12 protein-coding genes are annotated in these 13,707 nt (G+C 40.3%); 3 read left to right on the forward strand and 9 right to left on the reverse strand.

Translation table 11 applies throughout. The features are described 5' to 3' along the window. Positions 1-62 precede the first annotated feature (62 nt). Both ACZ9EE_RS12005 and ACZ9EE_RS12010 read left to right on the forward strand, forming a co-directional pair. A complete protein-coding gene (locus ACZ9EE_RS12005; RefSeq protein WP_476027342.1) occupies positions 63-1,424 on the forward strand; it encodes an MATE family efflux transporter in 1,362 nt (453 codons plus the stop codon). Between the two features lie 267 nt (positions 1,425-1,691). Beyond that, positions 1,692-2,210, forward strand: coding sequence for a DoxX family membrane protein (locus ACZ9EE_RS12010; protein WP_476027345.1), 519 nt, complete (start codon positions 1,692-1,694; stop codon positions 2,208-2,210). A 72-nt stretch (positions 2,211-2,282) separates the two neighbouring features. Here the strand turns inward: ACZ9EE_RS12010 and ACZ9EE_RS12015 are convergent, their stop codons facing one another. The 5 genes from ACZ9EE_RS12015 to ACZ9EE_RS12035 form a co-directional block, all read right to left on the reverse strand. Then, a complete protein-coding gene (locus ACZ9EE_RS12015) occupies positions 2,283-3,953 on the reverse strand; it encodes an alpha-glucosidase (RefSeq protein ID WP_476027347.1) in 1,671 nt (556 codons plus the stop codon). A 39-nt stretch (positions 3,954-3,992) separates the two neighbouring features. After that, on the reverse strand, positions 3,993-4,961 hold the full coding sequence (locus ACZ9EE_RS12020; RefSeq protein WP_476027349.1) for a sugar phosphate isomerase/epimerase family protein: 969 nt from the start codon (positions 4,959-4,961) through the stop codon (positions 3,993-3,995). 117 nt (positions 4,962-5,078) lie between these two features. After that, positions 5,079-6,107, reverse strand: a complete 1,029-nt coding sequence (locus ACZ9EE_RS12025; protein ID WP_476027351.1) for a Gfo/Idh/MocA family protein — start codon at positions 6,105-6,107, stop codon at positions 5,079-5,081. Position 6,108: 1 nt separating this feature from the next. Continuing rightward, positions 6,109-6,834: a ThuA domain-containing protein gene (locus ACZ9EE_RS12030; RefSeq protein WP_476027353.1), complete on the reverse strand. Its 726-nt coding sequence runs from the start codon at positions 6,832-6,834 to the stop codon at positions 6,109-6,111. Positions 6,835-6,935: 101 nt separating this feature from the next. Next, on the reverse strand, positions 6,936-7,706 hold the full coding sequence (locus ACZ9EE_RS12035; RefSeq protein WP_476027355.1) for a sugar phosphate isomerase/epimerase family protein: 771 nt from the start codon (positions 7,704-7,706) through the stop codon (positions 6,936-6,938). A 124-nt stretch (positions 7,707-7,830) separates the two neighbouring features. Between ACZ9EE_RS12035 and ACZ9EE_RS12040 the strand changes: the two genes are divergently transcribed. Then, the gene (locus tag ACZ9EE_RS12040) at positions 7,831-8,604 is read left to right on the forward strand and encodes an AraC family transcriptional regulator (protein ID WP_476027357.1); all 774 of its coding nucleotides are present in this window, start codon (positions 7,831-7,833) and stop codon (positions 8,602-8,604) included. 255 nt (positions 8,605-8,859) lie between these two features. Here the strand turns inward: ACZ9EE_RS12040 and ACZ9EE_RS12045 are convergent, their stop codons facing one another. From ACZ9EE_RS12045 to ACZ9EE_RS12060, 4 genes are all read right to left on the reverse strand, one after another. Continuing rightward, positions 8,860-9,930, reverse strand: coding sequence for a Gfo/Idh/MocA family protein (locus ACZ9EE_RS12045; RefSeq protein WP_476027359.1), 1,071 nt, complete (start codon positions 9,928-9,930; stop codon positions 8,860-8,862). A gap of 152 nt (positions 9,931-10,082) precedes the next feature. Next, positions 10,083-10,910: a carbohydrate ABC transporter permease gene (locus tag ACZ9EE_RS12050; RefSeq protein WP_476027361.1), complete on the reverse strand. Its 828-nt coding sequence runs from the start codon at positions 10,908-10,910 to the stop codon at positions 10,083-10,085. Positions 10,911-10,952: 42 nt separating this feature from the next. Beyond that, on the reverse strand, positions 10,953-12,182 hold the full coding sequence (locus ACZ9EE_RS12055) for a carbohydrate ABC transporter permease (RefSeq protein WP_476032937.1): 1,230 nt from the start codon (positions 12,180-12,182) through the stop codon (positions 10,953-10,955). A gap of 207 nt (positions 12,183-12,389) precedes the next feature. Beyond that, positions 12,390-13,703, reverse strand: coding sequence for an ABC transporter substrate-binding protein (locus ACZ9EE_RS12060; protein WP_476027363.1), 1,314 nt, complete (start codon positions 13,701-13,703; stop codon positions 12,390-12,392). Between the last annotated feature and the right edge of the window lie 4 nt (positions 13,704-13,707).

Genomic DNA, 13,707 nt, shown 5'->3' on the forward strand with positions numbered 1-13,707 from the left:
CAGTTGGGTGTACAATGGAAGTTATGTTTGAATAAGTTACTAGAGCAAAGGAGTATAAAACTTTGGAGGAAAAATCTTATAAATATCAAGAACAATCCCTATTCAGTATTTCATGGCCGCTTTTTATTGAACTTTCCCTGCATATGGGAATCGGTATTATTGCGACCTTCATGTTGGGGCATTTCTCGGATTCAGCGGCTGCCGGTGTAGGAGTTGCCAATCAGCTATTAAATATATTTATTCTCGTCTTTAACGTGACTTCGATTGGAGGAACCGTTTTAATCAGCCAAAAACTCGGTGCCGGCCGTTTGAAAGGCGCTAGGCAATTAGGGCGTACGGTATTTGGACTGAACGTTTGGTTCGGCCTCTTTGTGGCATTCATCGTTTTCTTCTTCGGTGAACAGCTTTTACAACTATTTGATATCCATGGAAAAGTATATGACTACGGACTGACCTTCCTTCGTATATGCGGAATCTCGCTCTTTTTTGAATCCATTTCTCTTGCATTAAGTGCTATCCTACGCAGCCATGGGTATACAAAAGAATCAATGTTCGTAACGATGATGATGGATTTTATTAGTATAGGCGGAAATATCCTTGCTATTTCGGGAATTTTTGGGTTGCCCATTACCGGTGTGACAGGTGTGGCTTGGGCGATTGTGGCGGCTCGTGCCTTTGCCGTTTGTGCTTTACTATATCTTGTATATAACCGGCTGGCTTTAAAGCTGGAATTAAAAGATGTTATGACGGCTAAAAAAGAAGATATTAAGGGGCTGCTGGGTATTGGGATCCCCTCAGCGGGTGAGAATCTTTCCTATCAATTCTCACAGTTGATTATTACTAGCTTTGTTGTATCCATGGGTACCGCTTCCCTTGCGGCACGTGTCTATGTCTTAAATATAAACTATATTTGTTTTCTATTTACAGTGGCAATCGGCCAAGGGACACAGTTGTTAGTGGCTCGGTACATTGGCGGAAGGCAGTATGACCGGGCTTTAAAGCGAGGCATAAAGACCTTGAAAATTGCCATGGCTGCCTCGACCTTAACTTCGCTAATAATTGCTTTGATTGGGTCGCCTTTACTAGAATCTTTTACAAAAAACCCTGAAATTATCGCTGTTGGCCTCCCTGTCTTATGGGCCATTGTCTTTGTAGAACCAGGCAGAGCGATGAATATTATTTTGATGAATTCACTTAAATCAGCGGGTGATGTTCGTTTCCCAGTGATGATTGGCGTACTGTCAATGTGGGGAATTGCCGTCTCCCTCAGCTACCTGCTTGGAGTGCACTATGGACTTGGATTATTAGGTGTTTGGCTTGCTCAGGGTGCTGATGAGTGGCTGCGCGGTTGTTTCGCATTAAAACGCTGGTTTATGAAACCATGGGAGCGACGCAAGGCCGCAAAAGTGGAACTTTCGATATAAACAAAAAGTGGCAATCAGTTCAAAATGAACTGGCTGCCACTTTTTTTATTTCATAAATAGAGATTCTATTTGATTAGCGGGTATTGGCTTTCTAAGCCAGCTTTACTTTGATTATTTCTTAAACAGCCGAAAAATTAGACGTTCAAAAGTTTGCCATAACATTTCGAACAAACTTTGAACTTATCACTATACCCATGTTTTTAAAGTGAGAAAGGGAATATAGTAGAACCATAAAGAACAAACAAAATTTGAAGGGCGGAATCATTTATGTTTAACAAATTTTTAAGAGAAAATAAAATTGCAGCAGTCATCCTTACTGTTTTACGTGTATATCTTGGATATTCTTGGATCTCTGGAGGAATTGGAAAATTAACGAGTGGCGGCTTCGATGCTTCTGGATTTTTAAAAGGAGCAATTGCGAATCCTGTAAAAGGCCCGGACGGCGCAGTCGTGTTTGGCTGGTATGTAGACTTCCTAAAACACATTGCATTGCCAAACGTTGATATCTTTAACGTTATGGTTCCTTGGGGCGAAACATTAATTGGTTTAGGCTTAATTCTTGGCTGCTTAACAACTACAGCAATGTTTTTTGGTCTATTGATGAACTTCTCTTTCTTCTTAGCAGGTACAGTATCTCACAACCCTAGAGACATTTTCTTAGGCTTCATTATCTTAACTGCTGGCTACAACGCTGGCAGAATCGGCCTAGACCGCTGGGTAGTTCCTTTCTTTAGAAAATTGGGTAACAAAAATGCTCACACTGAAAAACCAAAAGCAGCTGCCTAATAGGAAGTTAAAAGAGACGATTCGATTTTCGAATCGTCTTTTGTATTTTAGAATATAAAAAGGGCCCTAGTTTTATTTCAACAAATATACTCTTGTTTCATAAGGCTTAAGGGTAAATTCTCTTCTTAATTTCTTGTCTGCTGTGTCATAATTATTTAATACCAATTCAGAACTCGTATAGGAGATACTTGTTGGAACTTTAAACATAGTTGCTTTCTCCCTAAAGTTATTAATCACAATCGCTTGACGACTTCCATGACGACGGGTGTAAACAAATAAATGTTTGTGGTTTGGTAGAAACAGCTCGTAAGTTCCATATACAAATAGCGGGTTATCTTTCCGTAGTCGAATTAACTTTTTGTAGAATGATAAAATAGAGTCAGGGTCATTTATTTGCGACTCAACATTAATCTCTTGATAATTTGGATTAATCCCCAGCCAGGTTTGATTTGCGGAAGTAAATCCTCCCATATTGGAAGCATTCCATTGCATCGGCGTCCGAGCATTATCACGGCACTGTTTCCAAATAATCTCCATAATCTCATCATGGGAACGGCCACTTGCTGTTTCAACCTTATAATAGTTAAGCATTCCAACATCATTATAATCTTCAATCGAAGGGAACTGGACATTGGTCATGCCTATTTCCTGTCCTTGATATATAAATGGCGTTCCTTTCATGAGGAAATATAAGGCACCCAGCATTTTCGCACTTTCTTTCCAAAGCTTGCGGTCATTACCCCAGCTTGAAACGCGGCGCGGCTGGTCATGGTTTTCAATAAATAGAGCATTCCAACCCTTACCTTCTAATCCTTTTTGCCATTTTGTCAGATTCTTCTTCAATGCACGTACGTTAACACGGTCTTCTGCATCCTTTTCCCAGAGGCCTAAAAATTCAAATTGGAAGATCATATTGAAGTAGCCATTGTCTTCCCCAACCCATTTATCCGCATCGTCCAACCCAACACCGTTTGCTTCCCCAACTGTCATAATGTCGTAGTTTTTAATCGTTTTTTGTGAGAATTCAGTTAGGAACTCATCAATCCCGTCCACGTTCATCATTTTCGGAAAGCATGGGACAAAGTCTAGATTCTCAGGGTTCGGCATATCGGGGAATCCGGGTTCCTTTTTTATGTGAGAAATCGCATCCACACGGAATCCATCTATTCCCTTATCGAGCCACCAATTGACCATGTCATATAATGCATTTCTGACTTCAGGATTTTCCCAGTTTAAATCCGGCTGGCGTGGTGAAAAGATGTGCATGAAATATTGTTCTGTTTCTTTATCGTATCTCCATGCCGGTCCGCTAAAAATAGATTCCCAGTTATTTGGTGCCTTACCATCTTTACCGTCTCTCCAAATGTACCAATCACGCTTTGGATTATCCTTGGAAGAGCGCGACTCAATGAACCAAGGATGCTCGTCACTTGTATGGTTTATAACCAAATCTAATATCATTTTCATCCCGCGTTGATGAACACCTTCAAGGAGTTCATTAAAATCAGCCATCGTTCCAAACTCATCCATAATATCTTGATAATCGGAGATATCATAGCCATTATCATCATTTGGAGATTTAAACATTGGCGATAACCAAATCACATCGATGCCAAGTTCTTTTAAATAATCTAACTTGGAAGTAACACCTTTTAAGTCGCCAATCCCATCCCCATTGCTATCCATAAAGCTTCTTGGGTAAACCTGATAAGCAACGCTTTCTTTCCACCACTTTTTATTCATGTTACACCTCTGATTCTTCATTGACGTTTTTCTTAGCTGTTATACCCACCACATTTGAGAAACAGATTCCTCAATCAAGACAGATTTCAAATTAGTAACTGCTCTTGTGAAACCTTCATTAATCGACATGATTGGATCTTCATGCTCAATGCTGACCACATAATCATAGCCATATGTGCGAAGAGCACTCATCATATCAGACCATTCTTTTAAACCATGGCCGCAGCCTACTGAACGGAACGTCCAAGCCCGTGTCTGCACGTCTCCATAGGGCTGCATATCCGTTAACCCATACATATTCACATTTTCTTGATCAATGTAGGTGTCCTTTGCATGGAAATGATGGATTGCATTTTCTTTTGCTAGAATCTTAATCGCAGCTACTGGATCAATTCCCTGCCACCATAAGTGACTTGGGTCTAAGTTAGCTCCAATGGCATCACAGGTTTCTTCACGTAATTTTAACAACGTATATGGGGTATGAACTAAAAAGCCGCCATGTAGTTCAAGTCCAATTTTGACATTATTGTCTTGAGCAAATTGGCCAACTTCCTTCCAATATGGAATCAGCTTTTCTTCCCATTGCCATTTTTTGACGTCACCATATTCATTTGGCCACGGGGTAACAGGCCAGTTCGGATACTTTGCTCCTTCATGATCACCTGCTGTTCCCGAAAAACAATTTACTACTGGTACATTCAGTAAAGATGCCAATTTAATTGTTTTTATGAGTGTTTCATGTGAGCTTTCAGCAAATTCTTTTTCTGGGGAAATTGGATTCCCATGGCAGCTGAACGCACTGATGATTAAGCCGCGATCCTCCACTTTTTGAATATATTCACGTCTTGCCTCTTCATTCTCCAATAATAAATCTAAATCGCAGTGATTGCTCCCAGGGTAGCAGCCGGTTCCGATTTCAACCGCATGTAAACCAGCTTTTTGAACAGTATCCAACATTTCCTCAAATGTTTTTTCAGCAAATAAGACAGTAAAGACGCCTAGTTTCATATCAATATCTCCTCACTTTTTTTAAACTGTGGTACCTTATCATATCTTTTTAAAAAAGAACTGAGTTGGCTGCATTCCTTTGCGGCCAACTCTTATTTATAAATGTCACCTAAAATATTATCTTAATTGAACAATTTGCTTCGTCTCGTTTGACTTAAGGGCCGCTAAAATTACCTCTAGTGACTTCATTCCTTCCTCACCAGTTACAAGCGGCTCCTGATCAAGCAGAACAGCATTTACAAAATGTTCGATCACGTGGGAATTATTCTGACCGCCAGCGTCGTTCGATTGGATTTTTCCAAGTTCATACTTAACTACTTCTCCAGTGGCATACTGTACAACAAGAGAATTAACCGGATCGTCCTCCAAACGAAGAATGGCCTTCTCGCCATAGATAATCGTAGAGTTGTCCTCCTTGCTGACATACGCCCAGCTGGCTGCAAGTGTACCAATGATGCCGCTTTCTGTTTTCAGTACACAAACCGCATTGTCATCCACATCGGCGAACTTCTTGGCATTCGTCTCAACAAAAGAACCGACTTCAACTATTTCTTCCCCTAATATATAGCGGAGTAAATCGGTTTTATGGACACCTAAGTCACCCATGGCGCCAACAAATGCTTTTTCTTTTTCGAAAAACCAGCTCTCTTTTCCGTCTACACTCCAGCCTTCTGGACCGCCGTGACCGAACGCTGTACGAAAGCTATAAATTTTGCCGGCCTCACCGTTTGCAATTAACTCACGGGCTTTTTGGTGTGAAGGCACAAAGCGCTGATTATGACCGATCATTAATGTTTTTCCGCTTTTTTCCGCTGCAGCTATCATCGCTTCAGCTTCTTCTTTAGAGGTGGCCATTGGTTTTTCACATAAAACATGCAAACCTGCCTCTAAGGCAGCTATCGTGATCGGTGCATGAAGGTAGTTTGGTGTACAAACACTCACCGCGTCCACCTCACCGCTTTTCAGCAACTCGTTATAATCTGTATAGGAAAGAACACCGTATTTTTCGGCTACTTCGATTGCCCGCTCTTGATTGATATCACAAACAGCTACAAGCTCTACATTAGAATTCACTTGGTATTCAGGTAAATGACGGTGCTGGGCAATACTGCCGCAGCCAATTACGCCGATCTTTAACTTTTTCATATTATATTCCACCCTTAATGATCTCGATTGGTTTAGAATTTCCGTATACGGGCCGTTCACGTTTTACAGGCTCAGCCCATTTCACCGCATTAATAATGACACGCTGAATTTGTTTATTATGGTAAGTTGGATATGTTTCATGACCAGGCCTGAAGTAAAATACTTTACCGTTTCCGCGTCTATATGTACAACCGCTGCGGAATACTTCGCCGCCTTCAAACCAGCTGGTGAAAATTAGTTCATCTGGCTGTGGGATATCAAAATGCTCACCATACATTTCTTCATGTTCTAATTCAATATATTCAGGGATTCCTTCTGTAATTGGATGGCTTGGACTCACGACCCAAAGACGTTCCTTTTCACCCGCTTCGCGCCATTTTAAATCACAGCTTGTACCCATTAATGTCTTAAAGATTTTTGAAAAATGACCGGAATGAAGCACAATTAGTCCCATTCCTTCAAGAACACGCTGGCGGACTTTCTCCACGATTTCATCTTTTACCTCACTATGTGCGAGATGCCCCCACCAAACTAATACATCCGTGCTGCGTAATACATCATCCGTCAAACCATGTTCCGGCTCATCAAGAGTCGCTGTTCTTGTATCAAATCCTTCAGTCTGGAGGAAATCAGCGATTGTTCCATGGATCCCTTCAGGGTAAATATCTCTTACAGCTGGATCTTTTTGTTCATGACGGTGTTCATTCCATACCGTTACTTTCAACATGATCGGTCACTCCTTTTCATTGTCCACCTTTTATTTTAAAGATTACTAGAATATTTGAAACTGCTTACATTGACAAACAGGGTGAAAAATATTGAACATTTTTATTTATTTACTAGATACGGAAACTTTGTTTTTAAGAAATTCATACTAATTTCAACGCTTTCAAGTGGCGAACGACGGCTTGCATCCTGCTCGACAATCCACCACTGAATGTCTGCCTGCTCACCCATATTAAGTACAGCGTCTAAGTCAACCCCGCCTGTACCGAGTTCAGCAAAGAATTGCTCCTCATCTGTCGTCATGTCTTTTAAATGAATAAGCGGGGTCCGATTTTTATATCGTTGTATCCATTCTGCCGGCTTTTCGCCCGCTTTGGTGAGCCAGTAAATATCAAGCTCTGCTTTAACTATATCAGGGGTTGTTTCATCAAAAATAGCTTCCAGTACCTTCCGTCCATCGGCTAAACGAACAAGTTCAAAATCGTGATTATGATAGCATAAGGAAATTCCTTCACGCCGGCAGATTTCACCAGCTTGTTCTAAGAACGAAATTAGAGATTGGTAGTCACTTTCACTGCGTCGTTCCGGCATTAAATAGGGACAAACCACAAACTTACTTCCTAATATTTTTTGATCTTCAATCACTTGAACCAGATTGCTCTCCAATTGTTCAAGCGGTACATGGCAGGCAGCTGTCTTCAGTCCAAGCCCATCCAATAAACCTTTTACTTCACTCGCTGTTAATCCGTGGAAACCTGCAAGCTCAACACCGTCAAAGCCAAGAGCTGCCACCTTTTTTAAAGTACCTGCAAAATCCTTGGCACTTTCTTCACGTAAAGTAAACATTTGTACCGCTACTGGAATATTTCTCATCCTTATCCCTCCATTACTAAAACATAGCTTATATGATTTCATCTTATATTGTATTTCTACTGATAAACATAGATGATATAATTAAAACATCTACTATTCTGCTACTTTTTTTGAGAGGAAACTTATGACCACAAACATACTTTTTTGCGGCTATTCCTATCACACAAAGGGATATCATGACCAGCATAAAGCCGGGTACCCATCCTATCTTTTTCGCCTCCAAACTGAGGGGGTATGCGAGGTAGTTGTTAAAGGAAAAAAGGTGGAACTGGAGAAGGGAGATTTACTCCTTATTAAACCTGGCGATCATTATGAAATCCTTGTCAGGGAAGGAGAAATCAGTGGTGACTATCACATTGTCTGCGAGGGAAGGTGGCTCGAAGAGTGGTGGAACCGCTCCACTAAACCGGCTGTTTCCCAAATTGACTTAGACGAAAAACTGCTGCTCTTGTGGCACCAAATTATTATTGAAAAACGCCGCCCTGTTTCAAGCGTGAATGAAGAACTTGCAGACTATTTACTCCGAGCGCTTTGTATAACGCTTGAACGGGCTATAAGTGAAACCGTTCCCTCCTATCATTATCCCTTTCCAGTAACACGGATGATGCGGTACATTGAGGAGCATGCGACAACCCAGTTTAAAGTCGAGGATGTGGCCCGATATGCGGGACTTAGTGTCTCAAGATCGGTTCATCTTTTTAAAAGCTGTGTCGGGAAAACCATCATGGAGTACACGCAGGAAATCCGCTTGTCCGCTTGCCTGGAGCGAATGAAATACACTACCTTAACACTTGAACAGATTGCTGAAGACTGTGGCTTTGGCACCTATCCCTATTTCCATCGCGTTTTTAAAAAGAAGTATGGTGTTGCTCCAGGAACATACCGCAGGCTCGAATAATAGGAAAAGCGCAAGTGCCCTGGTCAGCGGCGTTTGACCTTAAGTGCTCCAGCTCAGATAAAGTCAACACAAAGAGCGACAGCTTTTTCGTGTTGACTTATCGTAGGGCGGAGCGCGAAGGACAGTAGCCGCTAGGGCGCTGTAGCTGGACAATTTTCAGTGTTAATTTTATATTTTTTGAATATAAAATAGAAAAGCTAGAAGGTTCTTAGACTCACTCTAACCAACATTCTAGCTTTTTTGATTTGGTTTAACTCATTTTGAAGTGACAAGATCAAAGTCTTTTATCACTTCGTTTGTTTCAGCTGATTTAAAGATTGTTTCCATTAATCGCAAAACACGCAAAACTTCCTCATTTTTCACAATCGGTTCAGCCCTGCCTTCAACTACAGAAGTAACATTTTCATAGAAGCTCTCCATCGTTTTTTCTGCCTTAGGCAAATTAGATGTACTTACAGCTTTCTCTGAAGGTGGAGCCATTGTCTTCGTTAACCCCTGGCCCGCTTTAATTGGTTTTGGTGCTTCCACCTCGCCCAAATTCTGAGTCACAATCTTACCATTTATATCCCAATCATTAATGACTGCGGTACCTTTTGTCCCTTTTACATACCAACGCGGCAATTGAACGAAGTTTGTTGTTCCAACCTCCACCATCGAGGTGATTCCGTTTTCAAACGTGATAAACACTTGAAACCCATCATCAACCTCGTCTCCCAAAATATAACTTAAGTTAGCATAGACACTCGCAATTTTGCTATCAACCATAAATAATAGCTGATCTAATAAATGGACACCCCAGTCAAGCAGCATTCCGCCCCCATACTCTTTCAAGTGGCGCCAATCTCCTGGAATACCATTTGCCCCTTGAACCCGAGATTCGATATGAAAAACATCTCCAATGGTCTGCTCATCATAAACCTTTTTAACCGTAAGAAAGTCCTCGTCCCATCTCCGGTTTTGGTGCACAATAAACTCACGGTCATTGATTTTTGCGGTCTCCATAATCTCGACCAAATCATTACTGTAGATAGTAACTGGTTTTTCGCAAATTACGTTCTTTCCGGCGTTTAAAGCAGCGATGGCGATTTCTTTATGTACATCATTAGGGGTAGCAATTAGAACAAAATCAACGATATCATCAGCTAAAACAGCAGCTAAACTTTCATAAACCTTGTATCCGTCTGCCAAGGAAACTGCTTTTCTGTCATCAGATATGTCATAGGTTCCAACGACCTTTATATTTTGGTTATCTTTTAATAACTTTGCATGGTAACTCCCCATTCCACCATAACCAACAATAACTAAATGATAGTTTCTACCCGTCATTTCAAATTCTCCTTTTTATCGTAATTTTCCTTTTTATCTGTATTACTGCTCGCGTTGCAGTTTAATAAAAACATTGCTTATTGATTAAATCTTATAGGGCAAAGGTGCATTTAAACATAGATGATATAATTAAAACCTATACTATTTTGCTATTATTCTTTTACTGAACCCGAGGTTAATCCGGATACGATTCTCCGCTGGAAAATTAAAACCATAATGACTAATGGTACACTTACGACTACAGTTGCGGCGGCAATTTCACCCCATGGAATGGTAAACTGTCCCTGGAACATAGCAATTCCAATCGGTACGGTTTTATACTTATCATCAGTATTAATGGTAAGCGCAAAAAAGAACTCATTCCAAGCGGCAATGAAAACAAGGATAGCGGTTGTAAAGATTCCCGGTAAGGCAAGCGGCATGATGACCTTCCAATAAGTTTGCATTAAAGTAGCTCCATCAATTTTTGCTGCTTCTTCAAGATCCAGCGGTATTTTACGAAAAAAAGTGACTAGAATCCAAATCGACAGCGGCAGCGTAAAGGTTGAATAAGGAATAATCAATCCTAAATAAGAGTTGGTTAGTCCAAGGTTCTTTAAAAAGATATAAATCGGTGTAATGGTTGCAATTTGTGGGAACATCGAGACAGATAGGACAATCCCAAGAATAAATGTTTTTCCTTTAAATTGAAGTCTCGCAATCGCATAGGCAGCAAACGAAGCAACGGTCACGGCATACACAGTTGTAATCGTTGAAACTACGGTACTGTTCCATAAATATTTTAAAAACGGATGTTCAAAGAAGACTGATTTATAGTTCTCCATTGTTGGATGTGAAGTATATGGAGTAAAGGCCTTGTCCCCGAAAAGTTCAGTTGCTGGTTTTATTGAACTAATCAGCATCCATAAAAATGGGAACATGACAACAAATACAAAGACGATCAGAAACAGATAAAAGAATGGACTTGCTTTTTTCTGCATGTTAAAATTCCTCCCTCAAAAATGGGGTTCTGTCGAACTCCCTTATCTGTCATTTAGCAGGTCTCTACCCAGAAATTTGATATAAATCATTGAAATGATGGCTACACAAATAAATACAATGACAGAGAGGGCAGATCCATCACCAAAATTCGTTTGAGAAAACATCACTTTATAGGCAAGGATAGAAATCGTTTCAGTGGAATTGGCAGGCCCGCCACCGGTTAGAACGTAAATTAAGTCAAAAACCCGGAATGCATCCAGTGTTCTAAAAAGAAGTGCAACAAGTATGCTTGACTTTAACAAAGGTAAAGTAATTTTTGTGAATTGTTTCCACTTTCCCGCTCCATCAATGGAAGCTGCTTCGTAAAGTGAGTCTGGAATTGTTTGAAGCCCTGCTAATAACAGTAAAGACATATATGGAGTAGTCTTCCAAACATCAGAAAAGATAACTGAAAACATCGCACCTGTATCTGTTACAAGAAGTTTTTCCATCTTATCAACTAAACCGAAATCAGCGAAAATTTTGGCGACAATCCCATTTTGCCCATCATATAAAAACTTCCACATAAGGGCAGATACTGCGGTCGGAATTGCCCATGGGATCAGAATACTCGCCCTAATCAGCCCTCTTCCAATGAAAGCCTTATTGATTAATAGGGCAATAGCCAGTCCTAAAACTAGTTCCACAAAAACAGAAAAGATGGTAAATGTAGTAGTATTTCCAATTGCTTTCCACATTCTGCTTGAGGTTAAATTATCTTTGTAATGTTGTAAACCGATAAAGTTGGGTTGAATGAGCGCATCGCCATATCCTGAGGCTAAACCTAGAAGTTTCTTCTCTTGCGTAAACTTAACCTTAACCGACAATGCCTTGATTTTTTTATTAATGTTTAACGTGGTTTTTTCATATTCCTTTGCCATTGTTCGATCAATCTTTGCAATGCTAATATCGGAGTTCACCTGTTCAAAATTCATTAACTTATCATTTACGGTAGTATATTTTGAACTGATTTCAGATTTGCTTTGAATCTCTTTATCTAATGATTGCAGTTGATTTTTTATAGCTTGAAGCTCTTCGGTGCCGTTCCCACTCTTGATTTCATTGTCAATCGTTCCAATTAAAAACGGATAGTTATTCAGATATCGTTCTAAGTCGAGATTATAACTTAAGTGAACTTCCGATTTAGTAGGATTGTTTAATTTTAAATCAAACAAACTAAAATAAAAGGATTGCAGAACAGGCCATATCGCAATGAGGAAAATTAAAATCATAGCTGGTGCGACAAGATAGTACCCTGCTGTTTTCTCTGTAAAGAGTTTCTTTCTTTTCTTTTTCGGGGTAATAGAAGTATCTGTAACTGATGTTTGATAATCATCTGTTTTTATATTAAGGTTATTATTTTTCAAGTTAACCCCTCCTTTTTAGGGATAAAAACGGATTAGCCTTCGAGGTGAAGGCTAATCCCCTACCTGCTATTATTATTGATTAAGGGCTGCCTTCATTTCTTTTTCCATGGTTTGAGCCGCTTGTTCAACAGTCTGCTCCCCTGCAATTGCCTTTGATATATTAATTTGAATAATCTCGGAAATTTCCGGATAATTCGGAGCTACTGGTCGAGAAACCGCTGCACTTAAGCCATCTACAAAGCCTTTATCAGCAAAAGTTGGGTTAGCTTTAAGAATTTCTTGATCTTGGTAAAGCTTTGTAATGGTTGGGGCGTGTCCGCCATAAATGGCATCAATCTTTTGACCTTCAGCACCAGCCATGAACTTTAAGAATTCCCAGGCTTCTTTAGGATGTTTAGAATACTTATTGATACCAGCCATCCAGCCGCCTAGGGCCGCAGCCGATCCTTTGTCACCTGCTGGAAGCGGTGCTACGCCTACCTGATCTACTATTTTGGATTTTTCTTTGTCGTTAGCACTTGCATATTCATATGGCCAGTTACGTAAGAACACGGTTTGACCTTCAATAAAGGCCTGGTCTGATTCCACTTCAGTAAAAGTAGTAACGTTTCCTGGTACTACATCGGACTTGGCCACTTCTACTAATTTCTTTAAACCTTTGATTGCTTCAGGACTATTTACGGCTACGTTACCACTTTTATCGATAAACGCTCCGCCATAAGAAGCAACAAATTCTACAGCATTACAAACCAGTCCTTCATACTGTTTTGATTGAAAAACATAACCAAATTTGGTGTTGCCCTGTCCCTTTTTTTCCTTTGCCTTTGCCAATAGCTCATCCCACGTCTTTGGTACCTCGTCTGCTTTAACCAAATCTTTTCGATAGAAAAGAAGCCCTGCATCAACAAATTTAGGAAGTGCCCATTGTTTTCCGTTAAACTGGGCTGCACCTAAAGCTCCCTGGTTATATTCATTTAAGTCAATTCCATCTTGCTGGATAAAGCGGTCAAGTGGAAGCACATAGCCAGCTTGAGCAAATTCAGCAGGCCATATTACATCCATATCAATAACATCAATTTCAGAGGATTTTGCATTAAAAGCGGTTATATATGCATCATGCTGCTTTCCTGTATCGGATGGCATTTCCCTGAACTCGATATCTATATTTGGATGAGTTGCTTCAAACGCTTCGACCATTTTTTCTGTTCCCTTTGTAACATCCTTTCCGCGTGCATACACGAGTTTTACTTTTTGCTCGGCCGCGGTCTTTGTCTTGTCACCAGATGGCTTTTCTTTTGTGCTTGTTTGATCGGAACTACAGGCAGCAAGTGCCAGGGATAAAGTGGCAAATACGGCTAAAAGTTTGGCTTTATTAGACTTTTTCATGTTC

The organism is Bacillus sp. URHA0034 (genome assembly GCF_056280405.1).